This is a genomic window from Providencia sp. PROV208, assembly GCF_028479465.1.
GTDB classification, from domain to species: Bacteria; Pseudomonadota; Gammaproteobacteria; order Enterobacterales; family Enterobacteriaceae; genus Providencia; species Providencia alcalifaciens.
Genome location: NZ_JAMPNS010000007.1, coordinates 13,513 through 35,589, shown reverse-complemented (window position 1 = coordinate 35,589; position 22,077 = coordinate 13,513). Strand labels below are relative to the sequence as shown.

23 protein-coding genes are annotated in these 22,077 nt (G+C 41.3%); 13 read left to right on the top strand and 10 right to left on the bottom strand.

Translation table 11 applies throughout. The annotated features are described in order from the left end of the window. Positions 1–465 precede the first annotated feature (465 nt). Positions 466–813: a Grx4 family monothiol glutaredoxin gene (locus PR766_RS06295; protein ID WP_006660076.1), complete on the top strand. Its 348-nt coding sequence runs from the start codon at positions 466–468 to the stop codon at positions 811–813. Positions 814–918: 105 nt separating this feature from the next. On the opposite strand, the gene rnt is transcribed toward PR766_RS06295, so the two are convergent. Next, positions 919–1,563 carry a ribonuclease T gene (gene rnt, locus PR766_RS06290; protein ID WP_006660075.1) on the bottom strand — a complete coding sequence of 215 codons (645 nt, stop codon included), beginning with the start codon at positions 1,561–1,563 and terminating at the stop codon, positions 919–921. A 126-nt stretch (positions 1,564–1,689) separates the two neighbouring features. Further along, the gene (gloA, locus tag PR766_RS06285) at positions 1,690–2,097 is read right to left on the bottom strand and encodes a lactoylglutathione lyase (protein WP_006661934.1); all 408 of its coding nucleotides are present in this window, start codon (positions 2,095–2,097) and stop codon (positions 1,690–1,692) included. Between the two features lie 179 nt (positions 2,098–2,276). Here gloA and PR766_RS06280 point away from each other — a divergent pair, with 179 nt between their 5' ends. Both PR766_RS06280 and slyA read left to right on the top strand, forming a co-directional pair. Beyond that, the gene (locus PR766_RS06280) at positions 2,277–2,516 is read left to right on the top strand and encodes a DUF1289 domain-containing protein (protein ID WP_006661933.1); all 240 of its coding nucleotides are present in this window, start codon (positions 2,277–2,279) and stop codon (positions 2,514–2,516) included. 560 nt (positions 2,517–3,076) lie between these two features. Next, positions 3,077–3,463, top strand: a complete 387-nt coding sequence (slyA, locus tag PR766_RS06275; protein ID WP_230086870.1) for a transcriptional regulator SlyA — start codon at positions 3,077–3,079, stop codon at positions 3,461–3,463. Between the two features lie 462 nt (positions 3,464–3,925). Here the strand turns inward: slyA and PR766_RS06270 are convergent, their stop codons facing one another. Beyond that, a complete protein-coding gene (locus PR766_RS06270; protein ID WP_006661931.1) occupies positions 3,926–4,393 on the bottom strand; it encodes a glycine zipper 2TM domain-containing protein in 468 nt (155 codons plus the stop codon). A 524-nt stretch (positions 4,394–4,917) separates the two neighbouring features. Here PR766_RS06270 and anmK point away from each other — a divergent pair. The 4 genes from anmK to pdxY all read left to right on the top strand — a co-directional run bounded on the left by anmK (position 4,918) and on the right by pdxY (position 9,125). Next, entirely contained in the window at positions 4,918–6,042 is a 1,125-nt protein-coding gene (anmK, locus tag PR766_RS06265; protein ID WP_179896415.1) for an anhydro-N-acetylmuramic acid kinase, read from the top strand. A 20-nt stretch (positions 6,043–6,062) separates the two neighbouring features. Continuing rightward, a complete protein-coding gene (gene pdxH / locus PR766_RS06260) occupies positions 6,063–6,716 on the top strand; it encodes a pyridoxamine 5'-phosphate oxidase (RefSeq protein WP_006660069.1) in 654 nt (217 codons plus the stop codon). 160 nt (positions 6,717–6,876) lie between these two features. After that, positions 6,877–8,151: a tyrosine--tRNA ligase gene (tyrS, locus tag PR766_RS06255; protein ID WP_006661929.1), complete on the top strand. Its 1,275-nt coding sequence runs from the start codon at positions 6,877–6,879 to the stop codon at positions 8,149–8,151. Positions 8,152–8,261: 110 nt separating this feature from the next. Then, positions 8,262–9,125, top strand: coding sequence for a pyridoxal kinase PdxY (pdxY, locus tag PR766_RS06250; protein ID WP_006660067.1), 864 nt, complete (start codon positions 8,262–8,264; stop codon positions 9,123–9,125). Positions 9,126–9,191: 66 nt separating this feature from the next. On the opposite strand, the gene gstA is transcribed toward pdxY, so the two are convergent. Further along, entirely contained in the window at positions 9,192–9,806 is a 615-nt protein-coding gene (gene gstA / locus PR766_RS06245) for a glutathione transferase GstA (protein WP_006660066.1), read from the bottom strand. A gap of 292 nt (positions 9,807–10,098) precedes the next feature. Between gstA and PR766_RS06240 the strand changes: the two genes are divergently transcribed. Then, positions 10,099–10,965 (top strand): DUF817 domain-containing protein, encoded by an 867-nt coding sequence (locus PR766_RS06240; RefSeq protein WP_154633660.1) that lies wholly within the window; start codon positions 10,099–10,101, stop codon positions 10,963–10,965. 54 nt (positions 10,966–11,019) lie between these two features. Here PR766_RS06240 and sapF read toward each other — a convergent pair whose 3' ends face one another. The 6 genes from sapF to pspF form a co-directional block, all read right to left on the bottom strand. Further along, complete coding sequence (gene sapF / locus PR766_RS06235; protein WP_006660064.1) at positions 11,020–11,826, bottom strand: putrescine export ABC transporter ATP-binding protein SapF; 807 nt, start codon at positions 11,824–11,826, stop codon at positions 11,020–11,022. Then, a complete protein-coding gene (gene sapD, locus PR766_RS06230) occupies positions 11,823–12,818 on the bottom strand; it encodes a putrescine export ABC transporter ATP-binding protein SapD (protein ID WP_006660063.1) in 996 nt (331 codons plus the stop codon). Before sapD ends, sapF begins: the two co-directional genes overlap by 4 nt. Next, positions 12,818–13,708, bottom strand: coding sequence for a putrescine export ABC transporter permease SapC (gene sapC / locus PR766_RS06225; RefSeq protein WP_154636648.1), 891 nt, complete (start codon positions 13,706–13,708; stop codon positions 12,818–12,820). The genes sapD and sapC overlap by 1 nt, the downstream gene beginning before the upstream one ends. Next, positions 13,695–14,660 carry a putrescine export ABC transporter permease SapB gene (gene sapB, locus PR766_RS06220; RefSeq protein ID WP_006660061.1) on the bottom strand — a complete coding sequence of 322 codons (966 nt, stop codon included), beginning with the start codon at positions 14,658–14,660 and terminating at the stop codon, positions 13,695–13,697. Before sapB ends, sapC begins: the two co-directional genes overlap by 14 nt. After that, entirely contained in the window at positions 14,657–16,342 is a 1,686-nt protein-coding gene (gene sapA / locus PR766_RS06215; protein WP_006661926.1) for an ABC transporter substrate-binding protein SapA, read from the bottom strand. Before sapA ends, sapB begins: the two co-directional genes overlap by 4 nt. Before the next feature lie 349 nt (positions 16,343–16,691). After that, complete coding sequence (gene pspF / locus PR766_RS06210; protein ID WP_154636647.1) at positions 16,692–17,699, bottom strand: phage shock protein operon transcriptional activator; 1,008 nt, start codon at positions 17,697–17,699, stop codon at positions 16,692–16,694. Positions 17,700–17,984: 285 nt separating this feature from the next. Between pspF and pspA the strand changes: the two genes are divergently transcribed. The 5 genes from pspA (at position 17,985) to PR766_RS06185 (ending at position 21,847) form a co-directional block, all read left to right on the top strand. Further along, positions 17,985–18,650: a phage shock protein PspA gene (gene pspA, locus PR766_RS06205; RefSeq protein WP_006660058.1), complete on the top strand. Its 666-nt coding sequence runs from the start codon at positions 17,985–17,987 to the stop codon at positions 18,648–18,650. A gap of 71 nt (positions 18,651–18,721) precedes the next feature. After that, on the top strand, positions 18,722–18,952 hold the full coding sequence (gene pspB / locus PR766_RS06200) for an envelope stress response membrane protein PspB (RefSeq protein ID WP_006660057.1): 231 nt from the start codon (positions 18,722–18,724) through the stop codon (positions 18,950–18,952). Next, positions 18,952–19,308 (top strand): envelope stress response membrane protein PspC, encoded by a 357-nt coding sequence (pspC, locus tag PR766_RS06195; protein ID WP_006660056.1) that lies wholly within the window; start codon positions 18,952–18,954, stop codon positions 19,306–19,308. Before pspB ends, pspC begins: the two co-directional genes overlap by 1 nt. An 89-nt stretch (positions 19,309–19,397) precedes the next feature. Beyond that, complete coding sequence (locus PR766_RS06190) at positions 19,398–20,795, top strand: YcjX family protein (protein ID WP_006660055.1); 1,398 nt, start codon at positions 19,398–19,400, stop codon at positions 20,793–20,795. Further along, complete coding sequence (locus PR766_RS06185) at positions 20,792–21,847, top strand: YcjF family protein (protein WP_036965059.1); 1,056 nt, start codon at positions 20,792–20,794, stop codon at positions 21,845–21,847. The genes PR766_RS06190 and PR766_RS06185 overlap by 4 nt, the downstream gene beginning before the upstream one ends. The last annotated feature ends 230 nt before the right edge of the window (positions 21,848–22,077 follow it).

Below are 22,077 nucleotides of genomic sequence, written 5' to 3'. Positions count from 1 at the left end.
TTTATCATAACAGAATACAGGCTACTGTAAGAAAAAACCTGCTACATGATGCTATTTATGTCTTAATTGTTAGTAAGTTGCATAATATCACTCTCACCCTGATCGTGATTATCATGGATAAGCGGAGAAATGCATCAAGTGTTATTAATTTGCTAATATATTAACAAATAACTCCTATGATTACACGGCAAAAACGCCAACAGCAAATTTTTTATAGCAAAAAGAAAACGTTGCTATTTGTTCTTCACCTTTTGAGTACCGCAAATAGGAGTGCTATAGTATTCACCTTATAAAACTGGCATATTGTATGAAACAATCACGGAACAATTTGCGATGTTTTGACAATGCCGGCATTACACCGGTCAATCTGTTCTGTCTAATGAGTTATCTTGGAAATGGTTCTGAGGAATGATTTAAAGTGACTCACCTGACTACAAAATCAGCACCCACGTTTTAGGATATAAAATGACAACAATCGAAAAAATTGAGCGCCAAGTTAAAGAAAACCCAATTTTATTATATATGAAAGGCTCTCCAAAACTGCCTAGCTGCGGATTTTCTGCTCAAGCTGTTCAAGCACTGTCTTCTTGCGGTGAACGCTTTGCTTACGTCGACATTCTACAAAATCCAGATATCCGCGCAGAGCTGCCAAAATATGCTAACTGGCCAACATTCCCGCAATTATGGGTTGATGGCGAGTTAGTTGGTGGTTGTGACATTATCGTTGAAATGTTCCAGCGTGGCGAGTTACAAACATTGATTAAAGAAACTGCGGACAAATACCGTCCAGCAGATGAAACCATTACTGAGTAATCAAATGGTTATGTGGGCCTTTGAGCTTACAACATATTGATAGAAAACCGTATTAGCATAAAAACTAATACGGTTTTTTTGTATTTCTGGCGGGAATAAAGGGCGTTATTGAGGTTCGCTAGGAAGCGGCCATCCGCCGAGTTTTTTCCATTTATTCACTAACTCGCAGAATAACAGTGCGGTACGATTAGTATCATACAAGGCGCCATGAGCTTGTTTTCCATCAAATGGAATACCCGCTGTGACACATGCTTTTGCGAGGATAGTTTGCCCAAAAACTAAACCACTCAGTGCTGCCGTATCGAATGTTGCAAAAGGATGGAAAGGGTTACGCTTTAACCCAGAGCGTTCAGCTGCATTCATGACAAAACTGTGGTCAAAATTAGCATTGTGCGCCACCATAATTGCTCGATTACAATCTGTGTTTTTCATGCCTTTTCGGATTGTTTTAAAAATGGCATGCAATGCGTCATATTCACTCACTGCCCCACGTAATGGGTTGGTTGGATCGATACCTGTAAATTCAAGAGCCGAGGGTTCCAAATTCGCCCCCTCAAAAGGTTCTACATGAAAATGCAGCGTTTCATCAATGGCGAGCCAGCCATCTTTATCCATCTTAAGTGTAATGGCGGCTATCTCAAGCAGGCCATCAGTTTTAGGGTTGAACCCACCAGTTTCAACATCAATAACAACAGGGTAGTAACCCCGAAATCGGTTAACCAGTGAGTTAGGATTATTTTTTTCAGACATTAGGCTTTCAATTTACAGTTTCTGGTTGGCTTCATTATGCCAAAGGGAATTCATTTTTGCAGGTAGATACTGAAGAAATTTCGGGGGATGATATCCTCCCCCGAAATTTAAAATTCATGAAGAGGATTAATTACCTAATCCTTTACTTGCACTTTTATTCTCAATGAGCTCGATTTTATATCCATCAGGATCTTCAACAAATGCGATAACGGTGGTGCCGCCTTTGACAGGACCTGCTTCACGAGTCACATTTCCACCTGCATGACGGATGTCTTCACATGTTTTAGCAACATCATCAACTCCGAGTGCAATGTGACCATATGCATTGCCTAAATCATATTCTGTTACGCCCCAATTATAAGTTAGTTCGATAACAGCACCTTCGCTTTCATCACTGTAGCCTACGAATGCTAAGGAATATTTATATTCTTCATTTTCGCTCGTACGCAGTAGGCGCATGCCTAATACTTTAGTATAAAAATCAATGGAGCGTTGCATGTCGGTGACACGGAGCATGGTATGTAGTAAGCGCATAATAAAAGTCTCCCAATAAATTCGTACGCAGTGATGCTTAAAGTCGAATCAATTTATTAATATAACGCGTGGATATGGCTAAATACAGCGATTGTGGTTTATTTTTTAGCCATATCATGGTTATACTCAATTCGAGGGAGTATATCATAATTTTATGTTTATATTACGGGTGGTTAACGATGGCTGAACAACTTGAGTTTTTTGACATTCCAAGCCCTTGTCGTGGGATATGTCAAACCAATGAGCAAGGGTATTGCCGAGGTTGCTATCGTACTCGAGATGAACGTTTCGGGTGGTTGCAATTAACCAATGCTCAGAAACGTCATGTGATTCGTTTATGCCGTCAACGACTATTAAGAGCAAATAGTAAGAAAGTGGCCCAAGAAGAAAATAATGATCCACAGCAGTCATTGTTTTAGTGGATTAATTATTTCACTACTAATTAGTAGGTTGTAAATCATTAAAGTACGAATTGATAAATTAACATTAATTTCATTGGTTATCTTTCAATAAAATTTTATTTATTCAAAATGATGATGGTATTTATGCAAATCCACTGTAAATGACATAATTTTAAGAATAACTATATTCTTTTGTTTTTAAAGGATTTATTTGCTATTGCATTTTTTATTGTTAGCTGTAATTACTATAAGGGTTAAAATAGATAGATTCGAAAGAAGAGTAAGGCTATTCTTATTAATAAGATAATTGATAGGTTATCTTATTAAGTGATTGGATTGTTTTTACATGAAAGTACATGGAAGAAAATAAAGGATATATCACGCAATAAATTATTGATACTCACTATATATAGGTATTTATTAGGTATTGAGTCAATAAAAGGTTGTCAATATAAAAGGGAATTAATATATAATTTAAAAAATAATATGTATTAGGTATATTTTTTAGACATTATAATTATATACAGGAGGGTAAATTGGAATCACAAATTGGAACTGAATTATCTCGCGTAGTACGTATGTGGCGAGCATTAATTGACTACCGTCTAAAGCCACTGAAGTTAACGCAAACACATTGGGTAACATTACATAACATTAGTCAGTTACCTCCAGAACAATCACAGATTCAGCTGGCAAAAGCCATTGGGATTGAGCAACCGTCATTGGTTCGGACGCTAGATCAATTGGAAGAGAAAAAGCTAATTTCTCGCCATACTTGTGCTAACGATCGACGAGCCAAAAGAATCAAATTAACTGAGGAATCAGAGCCTTTTATCAAAACTGTGGATCAAGTGATTAATAATACGCGTACAGAAATTCTGAGTAATATTAGCCATGATGAGCTAGGGCAGTTATCTCTATTGTTGTTAAAGTTGGAAAAAAAATATCCTACGATTACAGAATGATTCATAGCTTAATAATTGTTTATTCATGAATGAAATGTAATCGAAAATATATTGAACTAATAAATATAGCCACTATTCACGTAATATGTATTTTGATTTTATCTAATGCATGATTTTTTACGTGAGGCGGCTTTATATTTTGCTACTTTTAGATATAAAGTTTTGGACGCTGTAGATAAGGCTGAACAGTAAAGGATAGTGTGAAAATATCATATTTTCCTTTCATTAAAATAATATCAATTTAAATTATTTCATCTATGAAGTATGGGGATGTAAAGACGAATCAAAATAAATTTAAAATGAAACATACAAAAAAATTCAGTAAAATAATTTAGCATTGTTAATAACACTAAATTTTATTAACAGCCATGAGATTAAAATTAAATCACTAAAACTTGTTAACAGAAAATGCGTTCACCGAATCATGGGAGGTGAACGCATTTTATTTTAATTTGAATCAACTTAACGAGGTGAAACTGTGACTGTGCTTCCGCTGTTTGCAATCATGACACGTTGACCAACACGGAAAGCAGTTGGATCTTGTTTTTGAACAACAACAATATTTTTACCGCTGTCTAAACGAATTTCCAGTTGAACACCTTGGCTTTTATTTAAAGCGCCTTGAGCCTGTTGACCTGCTAAACCGCCGGCAATTGCACCAGCAGCGGTTGCCAGCGTTTTGCCTGTACCACCACCAACAGTATTACCTAATAGACCACCAATTACAGCTCCACCAATAGCACCAATAACGTTACCATCTTCACCCGCTTGGATAGTAACAGGGCGCGCATTCAGGACTGTACCATAAGTAACGGTTTGCACTTGTTTAGCATCTTGAGCTGAAATAGTATCACCAGAAAGCGTACTCGTATTGACACAGCCAGATAATGCAACAACCGCAGCAACACCTACAAAAACTTTCTTAAGCATAATAACTCCTATGAGACTTGCTGTTTGTGGCAGTAACGTAGCATTGAATATTTGTTCTTACCATAAGCGCAATAACATCAAAAATTTATTTTAGATAACAGAGCCTAGATTACTAATCTTGAATTAAATAATGCATCAACACTAGGTAAAATGTCTCAAATTCTACCTAAAATCCCAATTTAGGGCACCCTTTGCTAAAGAGTGATCTGTTTTTATCTATTTCAGAGCATCTCATTATAGCAATCAATAAAGAGTGCACTTTTACCTGTAATGGTGACCACTCACTTTAAGGTGTAGCAGATAATTACAGAATGAACCATTATAAATCAAATTAAATAAGCAATAGATAAAAAAAACATCTATTGCTGCTATTTTGCTCACTATTTTGAATCTTCTCTTCATTTATTTATTATTCCTGCGAAGCGGTACGAGAAATTGAATCGATCAGTTGACAAATACTTCCCTCGAAGCACAATCTTTCGTAGTTTATCTCATCAAGTGAATAGGCACGTTAAAGGGAATAAATGATGATTAAGTCAGGTCGCTATATCGGTGTTATGTCAGGAACTAGCCTAGATGGTGTTGATGTCGTTTTAGCTGCAATAAATGATAAATTTGTTGCGGAACAAGCGAGCTTGAGTGCCTCATTTCCTATCGAATTGAAAAAGCGGATTCTAAATATTTGCCAAGGGCAAGAAACAACACTTTCTGAGCTAGGGAAAATTGACAGAGAACTCGGCACAATATATGCCAATGCCATTAATCAGCTTCTTCAGCAAACGGGTTTATCTCCTGAAGATATTATTGCTATTGGCTGTCATGGGCAGACGGTTTGGCATGAACCTGATAGCGAAACCCCCTTTACTATGCAAATTGGTGATAACAATCGAGTCGCAGCCTTAACGGGAATCACTACAATTGGTGATTTTCGTCGTAGAGATATGGCTTACGGTGGTCAAGGTGCGCCATTAGTTCCTGCATTCCATTTGGCGGTATTAGGGCATCCCACTGAAAAACGAATTGTGCTCAATATTGGTGGAATAGCGAATGTTACCGCATTACTCCCAAATGCTTATGTAAAAGGTTATGACACAGGACCTGGCAATATGCTAATGGATACTTGGGTCTGGCGTAATAAGCAACAAGCCTATGATAAAGATGGAGAATGGGCAAAGACGGGTACGGTGAATCAAGCTCTATTGAACATGATGCTTAATGATGGCTATTTTAAACGTTCAGCACCCAAAAGTACTGGGCGTGAATATTTTAATATGCAATGGCTGGAGCAGCATCTAGCGCATTTTCAATTGTTATCACCTGAGGATGTTCAAGCTACATTGTGTGAATTAACCGCTGTATCTATTGTGGATCAAGTTAAATTATGCGGCGGCTGTGAACGTTTGATAGTGTGTGGTGGTGGCGCCCAGAACAAATTCTTAATGTTGCGGTTAGCGACATTATTACCGGGTATTGAAGTGGCACCCAGCGATAAATATGGACTGAGTGGCGATGATATGGAAGCACTCGCGTTTGCATGGCTTGCGGCCCGCACAATTTCAGGTTTATCCGGTAGCCTTGCTTCAGTCACTGGTGCCAGCAGAGATAGCGTATTAGGTGCGATATATCCTGCTAATATAGATAAAAAATAACCGCTATAAAGGACAGTAAAATGAACGAGCTTGAAGAGATCGATCTTGCCGCGGTACGACGTGAATATACAAAAGGTGGCTTGAGACGCAAAGATTTAACTCCTGATCCGATTCCGCTTTTTGAGCGTTGGTTAAAGCAAGCTTGCGAAGCACGGTTAACCGATCCTACCGCAATGTGTGTAGCAACCGTCGATGAAACCGGACAGCCTTATCAGCGAATCGTGTTATTAAAGCATTTTGATAAAGATGGGTTAGTTTTTTATACCAACTTAGGTAGTCGTAAAGCGCAGCATTTAGAGCATAACAATAAAATCAGCCTGCATTTCCCATGGTATCAATTGGATCGTCAGGTTCATTTTACGGGAGTTGCTGAGCGATTGAGCCCGATTGAAGTACTGAAATATTTCCATAGCCGTCCAAAAGATAGCCAAATTGCGGCTTGGGCATCGGCGCAATCTTCGAGAATTTCAGCGCGAGGGATCCTAGAAGGGAAATTTTTAGAACTTAAACAGAAATTCCAAAATGGCGAGGTTCCATTACCCAGTTTTTGGGGGGGATATCGTGTTGTTTTCAATAGTGTCGAATTTTGGCAAGGTGGTGCTCACCGCCTGCATGACCGCTTTCTATACCAAAGAGAAGGGGATGGTTGGGTAATTGACCGATTAGCCCCGTAATAAATGGTTTTTTAGCTGGCGCTTAATTGATATGCGCTTTATGCTATAGCCTCGTTTAAGAAAATTGACAAATCATATTGGCAAGCCTTTGAGCGTTGTCTCACTTTGTCCATTTTTAATATTAAAATAGATAGACAAAATTCAACCGATGGAGTCATTGATGTCTAGCAATAACCTGATTAAACAATTGCAAGAGCGGGGCCTCGTTGCCCAGGTAACGGATGAGGATGCGTTAGCAGAGAGACTGGCGCAGGGCCCTATCTCTCTCTATTGTGGCTTCGACCCTACCGCTGACAGCTTGCACTTGGGACATCTGGTTCCTTTGCTGTGTTTAAAACGATTCCAACTAGCCGGGCACAAGCCTGTGGCGTTGGTTGGTGGCGCAACGGGTCTAATTGGCGATCCGAGCTTTAAAGCTACTGAACGTAAATTAAACACCACAGAAACCGTTCAAGAGTGGGTAGAAAAAATCCGTAACCAAGTTTCACCATTCCTTAGTTTTGATTGCGGTGAAAACAGCGCACGTCTAGCTAACAACTATGATTGGTTTGGCAAAATGGACGTACTGACGTTCTTACGTGATATTGGTAAACACTTCTCTGTTAACCAAATGATTAATCGTGAGTCCGTTAAACAGCGTTTAAACCGCGATGATGTCGGCATCTCTTTCACTGAGTTTGCGTATAACCTGTTACAGGGTTATGACTTTGCGAATATGAATAAAGAGATGGGTGTTGAACTGCAAATTGGTGGTTCAGACCAATGGGGAAATATCACTTCCGGTATCGACTTAACACGTCGTTTACACCAAAACCAAGTATTTGGTTTAACCGTTCCTCTGATCACCAAAACTGACGGTACTAAATTCGGTAAAACTGAAGGTGGTGCAGTTTGGTTAGATCCAAAGAAAACCAGCCAATATAAATTCTACCAATTCTGGATCAATACAGCAGATGCTGACGTTTATCGCTTCCTGAAATTCTTTACTTTCATGGAATTAAGCGAAATAGATGCATTGGAAGAAGAAGACAAAAATAGTGGCAAAGCACCTCGAGCACAGTATGTATTAGCAGAGGAAGTGACTAAATTAGTTCACGGCGAAGCGGGTCTTGCAGCAGCAAAACGTATTACTGAAAGCCTATTCTCTGGTGCGGTATCTGATTTAACTGAGGCTGACTTCGAGCAATTGGCGCAAGATGGTATTCCATGCATCGCCCTTGAAGACGGCGCAGATCTTCAGCAAGCATTAGTTGATTCAGAGCTGGCTCCTTCCCGTGGTCAAGCTAGAACCGCAATCAGCTCAAATGCAGTATCTATCAATGGTCAAAAACAAACTGAACCAATGTATGTATTTACTGATGCTGACCGTTTATTTGGCCGTTATACCCTTATCCGCCGCGGTAAGAAGAACGACTGCTTAATTAACTGGAAATAGCTCTGACGAACCTTTGTAATATTGAGCCCGGAAATTTCCGGGCTATTCATATTGGCAATGGCTACTCACTGATTTCTCTTCATTCGACATAACAATTCTCTGGGTTTCCAATGAAAAGCGTATTATCAATTCAATCCCATGTTGTTTTCGGCCATGCAGGAAACAGTGCTGCTGCATTCCCTATGTGCCGTATGGGCGTAGATGTGTGGCCACTTAACACAGTGCAATTCTCCAACCATACACAATATCCTCAATGGACAGGTTCTGTATTTCCCGCTCAACACTTGACGGATATTGTCGAGGGATTAGCAAAGATTCATAAGCTTGAAATCTGTGATGCCGTGTTAAGTGGATATATTGGCTCCGCTGAACAAGGTAGTGACATTCTGGCAATTGTGAAAAAGGTTAAAGCTGCAAATCCTCAAGCACTCTATTTTTGTGATCCTGTTATGGGACACCCAGAAAAAGGGTGTATCGTTGCCCCCGGAGTGGCTGAGTTTCTTTGCCAGCAAGCATTAGCGGCGAGTGATGTTATTGCACCTAACTTATTAGAGTTAGAAACGTTAGCGAATGAAAAAATCACTACGGTTGAGCAAGCGGTGAACGCGGCGCGTAAGTTATGCCATCAAGGTCCTAAAACAGTATTAGTTAAGCATTTGAGCCGAGCGGGTTATCGTGCAGATCGCTTTGAAATGATTTTAGTCACTGCAGAACATAGTTGGCATGTTAGCCGTCCATTAGTGGATTTTGGTGAAAAGCAACCTGTTGGGGTTGGTGATTTAACTAGCGGTCTAATGTTGGTCAATATCTTGAAAGGCGAGCCATTAAATAAAGGCTTAGAGCATGTTGCCGCGGCGGTTTATGAAGTGATGTTGAAAACTAAAGAAATGGGTGAATACGAGCTTCAATTAGTTGCAGCTCAAGATTTGATGGTTAATCCTCAACATAAGTTCTGTGCAACTCAGTTAGATTAATTGAGATTGTAAATAAAAACAGCGCCCATTGGCGCTGTTTTTGTATAAATGGTTATTTGTGAGTGATTACTTTTTCAGTAATCCTTCTGCTTCTAATGCTTCTTGAACTTTTGGTCGTTTAGCAATTTTTTCGCAATATTCATTCAGATGGCTTAATCCACTGATATCAACACCGACCAAACGAGTCCAATTAGTGACAGTAAACAAATATGCGTCAGCGACACAGAAATCGCTTTTGGCAACAAAGTAAGGTTGGTTTTTCAGAACATCGTTCACATACTGGAATTTCTTCAGTAAATTTGCGCGGACAACATCTTTATATTCTTCTGGGGTACCAGGGGAAAATAATGGTCCGAAGTTCTTATGGAGTTCGGTAGAAATGAAGTTTAACGCTTCTAACTGATGATAACGTTTCATTGAACCCGGCAGTGCAATTAAATTTCTGTTTGGGTTTTGATCCGCAATATATTGAACAATGACTGCGCCTTCTGTTAATTGTTCATCATCATCTAAAACGAGAGTAGGGACTTGACCTTTAGGGTTAATTGCTAAGAAGTTCTCACCCGTTTCTGTGATTTTTTCTTTTAAGTTAACGCGAACAATACTGAAATCTAATCCTGCTTCACGCAGAATGATGTGAGGGGAGAGTGAGCAGGCACCGGGAGCGTAATACAATTTCATTATAAAACTCCTAAGTCATAGAATAATCATCTTTATTGTTCCACCAAGTATACACTAGATTCAAAAAGAGGATTGCTAAAGGATGTGGAATTAGTCTCAATATTTAAAATCGGTAAAAATAGGTGATTCTTACGATAAGTGAGCAGCGAGGAGCTGGCCATCTAGCCAATTGATAATCATCTGAAATTAAGATTGTTACAGGGTGGGTATCTGAGAGTAGTTTGTTATACTCTCGAGCATTGTATTGAGGTTATCCCTCAACCCCTCCGACTACATTTTATGAGCGGCTAAAATGGCATCCGTTTCTCACATATTGAACCATCTTACCAAGCTTGACTCTCTTTTGATGGCGCACAAACCTAATAATAGTAAAGGATTCAAACGCTTTATTCTTGAGTTTTGGTTTTTTGGTTTGATTAATGCGCGCTCTTGCTTGTTTGCAGGTTTTTTCTTTTTAGCACTATTCCTAGTACCAGCAAAAGGGATCTTGGGTGTTCCTCGCTATGATGTTTTATTGATTTTTGCTGTGTCATTTCAAGCGTTATTGGTGTGGGCGAAATTAGAAACGTGGGATGAATTAAAAGCTATCTGCGTGTTCCATTTAGTTGGGTTTATGATGGAATTATTTAAAACCTCTGCGGCGATTGGTTCATGGCAGTATCCTGATGATGCCTATACTAAATTATGGGGTGTCCCGTTATTTACGGGGTTTATGTATGCAGCGGTAGGCAGTTATATCATTCAATCTTGGCGTTTTTTTAACGTTAGGATTGAACATTATCCGCCTTACTGGATGGCAACTTTAGTGGCCTTGGCAATCTACATTAACTTTTTCAGCCACCATTATATTGATGATTATCGCTGGTATTTGACTGCCTTTATTTTTGGCTTATATGCTCGCAGCATGGTGTTTTACACCCCATTGGATAAAGAGCGAAAAATGCCACTGTTACTTGCATTTATGCTAATTGGCTTCTTTATTTGGCTGGCGGAGAATTTTGGGACGTTCTTCGGTGTTTGGCAATATCCAAACCAGATTGGAGCATGGTCGATGGTGCATGCAGGAAAATGGGGGGCATGGTCGTTGTTGGTGATCGTCACTTTTACTATTGTGGTGCATCTCAAACATATCAAAAGCTGTGTTTCAATCGCTCGCTAGAGACCCGATTTTCGTGAAATGCGAGCAAGTGAATCTCGCTCGCATTTTCTGTGATTACAAATCTTGCCGCCATGCATCAATGGATAATGGCTCACCAAAGTGGCTTTCAATGAGGCGACGAGTCACATCATGGAGTGGCGCTGCGAGAACTTCTGCAGTATTACCTCGCTCAACCACTTCGCCTTTATCCATCACCAGCATTTTGTCGCTAATGTGTTTCATCATACCTAAATGCTGAGTCACGTAGATATAAGCAATATCTTGCTTAGCTTGCAAATCGAGCATCAAGTTAATGATCTGCGAGCGCATCGACATATCAAGGGAAGCCAGTGCCTCATCAGCAACAATAATTTCTGGCTGTAAAATCAATGCGCGGGCGAGGGCGATTCGCTGTTTTTGACCAGATGCTAGCATATGTGGGTAATATTCAGCATGATCAGCGAGCAGACCGACTTGGCGTAGCGTTTGGATAATCCGTCGTTCCCGTTCAATTCCCGTTAAATCGGTATTCAATTTTAACGGCAATTCCAGTGTTTGCCCAATACGCTGTCGCGGATTTAAGGAGGTGCTTGGATCCTGAAATATCATGCGAATACGCTGACTGCGATAGCTATAATCACCAAAACTGAGTCGATGACCACGAATAAGAATTTCACCACCAGACGGTTCCGTTACGCCTGAAAGCATACGGGCAAGGGTTGATTTACCTGAGCCGTTTGCCCCAATGATGGCCAAAGTTTGTCCCGCCTGTAGGTTAAAACTCAGTGGCTTAACGGCTTGCAATTCATGGCGGCGAAAGAGTCCTTCACGAAAACGGAAAGTTTTGGTTAGGTTACGCACTTCAAGTAACGTTTCCATCATGGTTGCTCCTCCGTATTCAGGGGATAGTGGCAGGCAACCAGATGACCCTTAATACTGCGTAGTGGTGGCGCATCAATGCAAGTACGTTGAGCATAAGGACAGCGAGGACCTAGGCGACAGCCAATCGGTAAATGTTCTAATGATGGAATTGCGCCTGGTAAAGTATTCAATCGACCTTTATGGGGAATTGGGCTTTCAAAATCAGGAATAGAACGGATCAATGCCTGTGTATAAGGATGACGAGGACGCTGTAAAATATCTTCAGGTGTTGCACTTTCTACGGTCTGACCGCAATACAGCACATTAATGCGGTCCACCAGTTTAGACATCATTTCCATATCATGGCTGATGAGCAAAATTCCCATATTATTGTTTTGATTTAATTTATCCAATAAACGGAAAATTTGTGCTTGTGTGGTGGATTCCATCGCGTTAGTTGGTTCATCTGCAATTAATAAGCGCGGTTGGTTGGCGATAGCAATGGCGATCATCACTTTTTGGCATTCGCCATCAGTTAGCTCATAAGGGTAGCTATGCATAATATCTTTGTGATCTTTGATACCCACTCGGTGTAGTAATTCGATTGCGCGGCGTTTACGCCAATTAAAGCGCTGCCACCAACGTCCTTTATATGTCCAGCCGGGAATGGATTGAATCAACTGCTTTCCTATATCAGCCGCGGGATCAAGACACGATTGCGGCTCTTGGAAAATCATGGATATGTTATGCCCGATCAGTTGACGCCGCTTGCGCGGGCTAAGCTTAAGTAAGTCGATATCTTGAAAGCGAAAACGGTCAGCAGTGACACGGATATTATCTTTGGTGATCCCACAAATGGCTTTCGCGATGAGGCTCTTACCAGAACCCGATTCGCCAACTAAGCCACGAACTTCACCTTCAGAGAGGGTCATAGATACCCGATCAACGGCTTTAACGGGACCATTGGCGGTCATAAACTCAATCGTTAAATTACGAATATCAAGTAATGGCATTATTCTACCCCCGAATTAATCGCACGGTGTAGTCCATCACCTAGTAGGTTTACAAACAAGACACTCGACATTATCGCCACACCGGGCAAAATCACGGTCCACGGTGCAACATAAATGAGCTCTAACGTATCCCCAAGCATAGCGCCCCACTCGGAAGATGGAAGTTGAGCGCCTAGGTCTAAAAAGCCTAGAGCAGCAATATCCAAAATGGCAATTGAAAGCGCACGCGTCAGCTCAGTGACTAAAATCGGCGTGATATTCGGTAATACGGTATACCACAAAATAAAGATGTTTGAAGCGCCATCTAAGCGTGCTCCCACAATGTACTCTTTATCAAGTTCATCATGAACAGCAACATAAATTGTGCGCACCATACGTGGAATCAAAGCAAGGCAAATCGCCAGCATGGCATTGGTCAAACTGGCACCCATAAATGCGACCACGATAATGGCGAGCAACAAAGAAGGAATGGATAGCAAGGTGTCGAGAATGTGGTTAAACACTGCGGATTTAAGACCACGAGTCATCCCAGCTAAACAGCCTAAAACTAAGCCAACAATTGTTGCAATTATGGTGACTAACAAAGCAGAACCGAAGGTTGATTTTGTCCCAATGAGTAAGCGGCTTAAAATATCGCGACCTAAATCATCAGTTCCAAAGAAAAAGGCAACTTCACCATAATGAGACCATGATGGTGGCGTAATTTGGTATCCCAAAAATTGTTGATCAATGGCATAAGGCGCTAAATAGGGACCGACAAAACAGAGGATGATTAAAAAAAGAACCCCAAAAAAGCCGATCATTGCTAGGACGTCGGAGGAAAAAATATTCCACACCACCCGTGTTGGGGATGGCATTTTTTGTTCACGATAAAAATTATCTGAGGACATACCAATCCTTATGCTTTAATGGGTCCATCATCGCACCTAAAATATCGGATAATACGTTCACGGTGATCACCAATGCGCCAATCAACATGACGCCTGCGGAAATTGCGGAATAATCCCCTTGGCGTATTGCGGTAACCAACCAACGTCCTAATCCAGGCCAGTTAAACACTAATTCTGTCACCATCGTTAATGTTAGCATCGTGGAGAATTGCAGACCCAATTTGGGAATGATAGGTGGGATAGCATTATGAAAAATATGGCGGCGGATAATTTTAAATCGGGAAAGCCCTCTCGTGGCGGCAGCTTTGACATAGTTACTGCTGGCTATCTCATCGGTACTAATACGAACTAATCGAATCACTTCAGTGGTTGGCGCCAGTGCGAGTGTGACTACAGGCAGGATCATGTGTTCTAATACATTGATAATCATATCTTTACGATATGGTGAGCCCGAAATCCATGCATCGATTAACGCAAATCCAGTGACTGGCTTTAGGTTATAAAGCAGGTCAATTCTCCCCGAAACAGGTAACCAGCCTAAATGGAGAGAGAAAAATAGAGTTAAGACCAAAGCTAAAACGAAAACCGGTACGGAGAACCCAAGTAAGGCAAAGGTGCTGATTGCGATATCAACGGGTTTATTACGCCAAAATGAGGCGATCATTCCAAGTGGGATGCCCACAAACAACGCGAATAAAAAAGCGAGAATGCACAGTTCCATAGTGGCTGGGAATGTGTCTTGAAGTTGGTCCGTAATGGGTTCACCATTAATGCTGGAAACCCCAAAATCGAAATGCAATAAACCATCGAAATAGAAAATATAGGCATCAATGAGTGATGCACCACTGAGTGGCGCATTGGGTGTGAAATAACTTAAGCTAAAGCTGACCAGTGATAGAAAAAATACAGTCACCAGCAAAAGTAGCAGTCGCCTCAAAGAATAGATGATCATGGCTGCTGCTCCGCCTTATTAGGTACTACTTTTTTCGGTTCTTGCATTTCACGATAAACCCCAGCAAATGAGGTGTTCCCAAAAGCGCTAATCACTAATCCTTTCATATCAAAACGATAAGCTTGTAAACGCAGTGAATAAGCTAGGGGTAAAATGGGTAATTCTTCAGCGAGAATCTTCTGTGCTTGATGATAGTAATCAATGCGATCAGCCAGCTCTTGGGTCAGAAGGGCTTTATGTAAAACCTCATCAAATTGTGTATCGCACCAATGGCTTAAGTTAGTTTGTGAACCAATTGCGGCACAACTTAGCAGAGGGCGAAAGAAGCTATCAGGGTCATTACTGTCGGTTGTCCAACCCGCCAATGTCATATCATGAGAACGATCCATTAACTGATTTTCTTGGAAGCGACCTTCAACCGAGCGGATACTCATGACAATGCCTACTTGTGCAAGATCAGCCTGAATTAACTCTGCCATTTTTAAAGGGCTTGGGTTATAGGATTGTGATGCAACAGGAACCCATAGCTCAAGTTTCAAATTTTCTAATCCCATTTCTTGTAGCATCTGCTTCGACAGCTCTGGATTGTAATCAGTTATTTTTGTTTGATTATCAAACGCCCAAGAAGCGCGTGGCAAAATGGATGAAGCCGTCTCTGCGGTGCCATAGTAAATGGATTGCATGAGTCGCTCATTATTAATTGCATAGGATATGGCTTGGCGAACTTTGAGTTGGTCGAGTGGAGGCTTGCTGGTATTAAAGGCTAAATAGGCGATATTCATGCCTGAGCGCATGGAAATACGCAGACGAGGATCATCACGTAGGACTTTTAATTGACTGGCAGCAGGGTAAGCAAGAACATCACATTCCCCTGTGAGCAGTTTTGATATGCGCCCAGTACCACCGGCCCCCATATCAACGACCACTTCCTCCATACGAGGTTCTCCCTTCCAATAATCTTTATTACGCAATAAGCGGACAAACTGCCCAGATTGGTAATCATCAAAATAGAATGGACCTGTCCCTACGGGGCGCCAATCAATCATTTCTTGGTGATTGCTCGCAGAGAGTGCATCTGCATATTCCGCAGATAAAATCGGTGCATAGTGAGTCGCTAAATGCCACAAAAAGGAAGCATCGGGGGATTTTAAGCGAAACTCAACAGCATAATTATTTAATTTTTTTATGCTTTCGACACTACTCGCAAATTGCAAACTGTCAAAATAAGGATAACGTCCACCATTAATAAAATGGTACGGATTACTCGTTTCGAACATGCGTGAAAAGCTAAAAACCACATCATCAGCATTCATATTGCGTGTTGGTGTAAACCAAGGCGTAGTTTGAAATTTGACGTCTTTTCTGAGGTATAGCCGGTAGGTGGCACCGTTATCCAGCACTTCCCAACGTGAGGCTAGTTCGGGAATTAATCGATAAGTAAATGGGTCAACATCGAGCAAGCGGTCATACAGTTGTGCACCAAGGGGATCAATAATTAACCCACTACTGGCAAGTTGTGGGTTAAATGTAGTGACAATGCCATTGACGCAGTAAATGAAGCCATTTTGGCGAATATCTGCTGGGACATCATTGGCAATGGTGTCTTTGTAGCTTATGTCTGTTTGCTCAGCCAATGCTGACAGAGAAACAGTAAATAAAAACCAAAGAGTTAAAAGGCGCATAGATCTAATGTAGTTGACCTGAATTGCCTTATTGTAGCGTAAAAATAGGGTTACTGGGTATAAGCAAAATTTGTGGTGATATTTTGTTCATAATATCAATTGAAACGAAAGTTAATGTATGTAAATGAGAATCAACTTGGTCGTAATTAATTATAAAATAAAGAGTTATTTTGCATCTAATCTTAATGAGAAATAATCGCATTAAAAAGCTTTACAAATGATACTAATAACCATTATCATTAAATTCGTCTCCTAAGTGCTTAGCTTTTGCAGACAAGGCATGACATTGCTCACATTGCTTCCAGTGTTTTATTTGTATAGCCAGCTCGGGTGCTGGCTTTTTTTTTGCTCAATCGCCGCCTTCTAAGCTAATTTGATGTTTTTTTATCAATCCTCGAAATTGATCATAGCTGAGTGACAAGTACTGAGCGGCTTTACGCTGATTAAAATGCGCGTGACGTAGTGCTGCTTTAACATGATTTTTTTCCGATTCCAATTGCCATTGGCGTAAATCAAAAGGGAAGGAGAGGTGCGCTTCTTGGGGGGCTGATGAGGACGGGGTGGCATCATGTAGTTCGGCAAGTTTTTCCCCAAACGGATCTAAAATAATCGTATCGACAGGTTGGTCACTTTCTCCATGACGATATACCGATCGTTCCACCACATTTTTAAGCTCACGAATATTACCCGGCCAAGCATATTGCATGAGAGTCTGTTGAGCTTTTTCAGAAAAACCCGTGAAATAAGGACGTTTTAACTCCCTTATCATGCCAATCGCAAAGTGCTCAGCGAGCAAAAGAATATCTGGAATGCGCTCTCGTAAAGGTGGCATACGCAGGACTTCAAAGGCAAGCCTATCGAGTAAATCTGCGCGAAATCGGCCTTTACGTGCCAGCTCCGGAAGATTGGCATTGGTTGCGCACACTAAGCGAACATCCACTTTTAAAGATTGGCTTCCCCCGACACGCTCTAGCTCGCCATATTCAATCACTCGTAAGAGCTTTTCTTGGACAGACATAGGAGCCGTTGCGAGCTCATCAAGGAACAGTGTCCCTTTGTCCGCACGTTCGAAGCGACCTTGATGGCGCTTTTGTGCACCGGTAAATGAACCTGCTTCGTGCCCGAATAATTCAGAATCCAGTAAGTTCTCATTGAGTCCACTGCAATTTAAGGAGATAAAAGGCTCTTGCCAGCGTGGGGATAAATAATGAAGACGATCGGCGATGAGCTCTTTACCCGTTCCTCGTTCACCAATGACGAGCACAGGCTTATTGAGTTTTGCAAGTTCGGAGGCTCGTTCGAGAACATCGAGGAAATTGCTGGAAACACCAATGATAGTATTGTTAGTTTCTTTCATGGCTTTTTTTACCAAGTGTTGGTTAATTTCACCTGCCTTTAACTATAGTGTAAATGGTCATCAATAGAAAATAAAATTTTATTTTTGTTTATTTTCAATATGTTATTTGATAATTGAAAAGTTGGCACGCTGCTTGCTATTTTAGAATTGTAAAAGATTTAAATTGAAATAATTATCTGTTTAATAATTTCAATTTTATATTCATGGAGCATCACGTATTGGTTGGACGCCAACATCGGGTTGAGGCTCTACAGAAAGATAACATCCATCAAGAGGATATAAATTATGGGTATTTTTTCACGTTTTGCCGACATCATTAATGCCAACATTGCTTCACTGCTTGATAAAGCTGAAGATCCGCAGAAAATGATCCGCCTGATGATTCAGGAAATGGAAGATATGTTAGTGGAAATTCGCTCCACATCAGCACGTACGCTAGCGGAGAAAAAAAGCTTAGAGCGTCGTGTGGAAATGGGTGAAAAGCAAATTGCTGAATGGCAAGAAAAAGCGGAATTAGCACTCATTAAAGATAAAGAAGATTTAGCGCGTGCGGCATTGATTGAAAAGCAAAAAGTCAGCGCCATGGTCGATACCTTAAAACATGAGCTGATTATTGTTGATGAAACACTGACTCGCTTAAAAGGTGAAATCACTGAATTAGAAAATAAATTGCAAGAAACTCGTGCAAAACAGCAGTCAATGACAGTGCGTTTAGAAGCTGCGCAATCAAGCCGCAACGTTCGTCGCCAGTTAGATAGTGGTAAACTGGATGAAGCGATGGCACGTTTTGAGCAGTTTGAGCGCCGTATTGACCATATGGAAGGCGAAGCGCAAAGCTACGGTATTGGTAAACAACGCTCTTTAGAACAGCAATTTGCTGAGTTAAAAGCGGATGATGAAATTAGTGCACAATTAGCCGCGCTTAAAGCTAAAATTAACAAAGACGAATAATATTAAACACGCAAGGCGCAGTATTTCTGCGCCAGTGCGCTAGGCTAAATAACCATAAATAAGGAAATGTGATGGGCTACGTTTTATTGTCTCTCGTATTAATCATTTTTGTCATTTTTGTTCTGCCAATTTGGTTGTGGCTCCATTATGGTAAGAAAAATAACGGGCAGGGAAGTCAGCTTACTGAGAATGAAGTGCAACGTTTAATGCAATTGGCTGAACAGTCATCTCGTATGCAGCAACGTATTAAAACGCTTGAAGATATTTTAGATGCCGAGCATCCAAATTGGAGGCAAAAATAATGACTAATCTACGCAACCGTAAGTTATATCGCTTAACGGATAAACGGGTTTTTGGTGGTGTTTGTTCCGGTCTCGCTGACTATTTAGAGTTACCGGTTGCTTTGGTCAGAGCATTAGCAGTACTCGCCCTGTTTATGAGCTTTGGATTGACCTTAATTGTGTATGTGGTGATGTGCTTTTTTGTTGAAGCTGCGCCAAGTGGTTATCGCAGTGAACGAGACATTGGTCTTGAAGTGACGACACTATTAAACCAAATTGATGCACAGCTACAAGCTGGAGAAATGAAGTTGCGTCAAATGGAACGCTATGTGACCTCGGATACTTATACCGTGAACAGTAAATTTCGTCACCTATAACAGATTTGCACCATCACATAAATGGGAATAGAGTTTAATAACTGTATTCCCATTATATTTTTATTGGGAGAGCGAGAATTAGGAGCACTATGAAACGGCTACAAAATGAATTAACTGACTTAATGAACCGTAGCGTTGATCGCCATGTAAGGCTTGCTGTTACGGGGCTAAGCCGTAGTGGCAAAACTGCATTCATCACTTCTCTCGTCAATCAACTCCTTAATTCCACGACAGGTGCGCGTCTCCCGCTATTTTCTGCGGCAAGAGACAAACGTATTTTAGGCGTTAAACGTATCCCTCAGCGCGATATGTCTATTCCTCGTTTTGCTTATGATGAAGGTATTGCCTCACTGTATGGGAATCCGCCTCAATGGCCCACGCCAACTCGAGGTGTCAGCGAAATTCGCTTAAAACTGCATTACCGTTCAAATGACTCATTTGTTCGTCATTTCGTAGATAACTCCTCCTTGTATTTGGAGATTGTAGATTATCCGGGAGAGTGGTTACTGGATTTACCTATGCTGGATCTGAACTATTTAACATGGTCTAGCCAAATGAAGGTGCTGCTGAAAGGCAAGCGTGCTGAACTCGCTAATGAGTGGTTACAGCTTTGCGAAAAATGTGACCCATTAGCGCCCGTAGATGAGAACTTGTTAGCTGAAATTTCGGATGCTTACACTGCATATTTACATGAATGTAAGCGTCAAGGGCAGCACTTTATTCAACCTGGTCGGTTTGTCTTACCGGGAGATCTCGCGGGTGCACCTGCATTACAGTTTTTCCCATGGCCAAACATTGAAAAATATGGTGAAAAACAGTTAGTGCAAGCGGATAAACACACCAATATTGGTGCGTTGCAGCGCCGCTATCAATACTATTGTGACCATGTGGTGAAAGGGTTTTATAAAGACCATTTTCAACGTTTTGATCGTCAAATTGTGCTGGTGGATTGTTTGCAGCCCCTAAATAGCGGTGCAGACGCATTCAATGATATGCGGATGGCGTTAACACAGTTAATGCGCAGCTTCCATTATGGAAAACGCACATTACTTAGACGGATGTTTTCCCCATGTATTGATAAGCTTCTATTTGCAGCCAGTAAATCCGATCATGTTACACCCGACCAACATGCTAATTTGGTCTCGTTATTACAACAACTAGTCCAAGATGCATGGCAAAATGCAGCATTTGAAGGTATCAGCATGGATTGTGTTGGGCTTGCGTCAATTCAAGCAACGGAAAGCGGTATTGTCGATTATAAAGGCGAAAAATTACCGGCGTTGAAAGGCGAACGTCTTAGTGATGGTCAGCCACTGACTTTCTACCCAGGAGATGTGCCTAAGCGTTTGCCAAATGAACAGTTCTGGCAACAGCAGGGCTTCCAATTTGAAAATTTCCGCCCTCGTCCAACGCCGTTAGACCAACCTTTGCCTCATATCCGAATGGACAGTGCGCTGGAATTTTTGTTAGGAGATAAACTGAAATGAGTGAACCTCTAAAACAACGTGTGGATTTTGCAGATAAAGCAGGTAAACCTGCTATGGAGTCGTTAAAACAAGCTCAAACTTTTGATGAAAGTGCATTTGAAAAATTTATTCCAGTCGATATACAGGAAGAGCAAGATAGCCAAGACGGTGAAGTTGAAAGCTTGATCAATGACGCACTCAAACCTAAGCGCAGTTTTTGGCGAAAACTGGTTGGGACTGCAGCGGGTATTTTTGGCGTAAGCGTTGTTGCTCAATTAGGTATTTGGATCCACCAATCATGGATTACCCAAGATTGGACTGCACTTGGAACGGCTGCTGCGGGCGGACTGATTGTCGTGGCTGGTGTTGGCTCTGTGGTTGGTGAATGGAGGCGTTTATATCGACTCAGGGAGAGAGCTCAAGAGCGAGATTATGCACGGGAATTGCTTCATAGCCATGGAATGGGGCAGGGTAAGGCATTTTGTGAGAAGCTAGCCAAGCAATCCGCATTACCGATGCAGCATCCCGCCATTCAGAGTTGGCAAGCAACCGTTCATGACTCCCATAACGATAGGGAAGTGATTGAGCTATATAGTAAATTAGTGCAGCCAATTTTGGATGAACAAGCACGCAAAGAGATTAGCCGTTCATCGGCAGAATCTGCATTAATGATTGCAGTCAGTCCATTGGCGATTGTGGACATGGCATTTATTGCATGGCGCAATATTCGTTTAATTAATCGCATTGCGGCAATTTATGGTATTGAACTTGGGTATTATAGCCGAATTCGTTTATTTCGTATGGTACTGATTAATATTGCATTTGCAGGTGCATCCGAGCTTATTCGTGAAGTGGGTATGGACTGGCTGTCTCAGGATATTACCGCGCGGCTCTCGACTCGAGCGGCACAAGGAATAGGGGCTGGGTTACTGACGGCTAGACTTGGTATCAAGGCGATGGAGCTATGTCGTCCATTACCATGGATAGACGATAAGCCAAGATTAGGCGATTTCCGCCGCCAATTAATTGGGCAGTTGAAAAACGCGATCCCCACAAAGAAAGATAATTCATAAGCTGTAAATATAGCTGGCAGGATGAGTTGACAGTTTAATCACATCCTGCCTATCCCCTCTAAAAGAGACTTTTCCTGTTTGTTTAATCAACAACCCTGCTGTCTAAGAAAAAACTCGGACTGATATTTCTTAGAAACTAGATGGGTGTCAACAATATGTGACACGAATACTGTATTACTGACCTAATTAACGCTAAAATATCAAGAATTATGTTCTCTACAGAAGGTTTC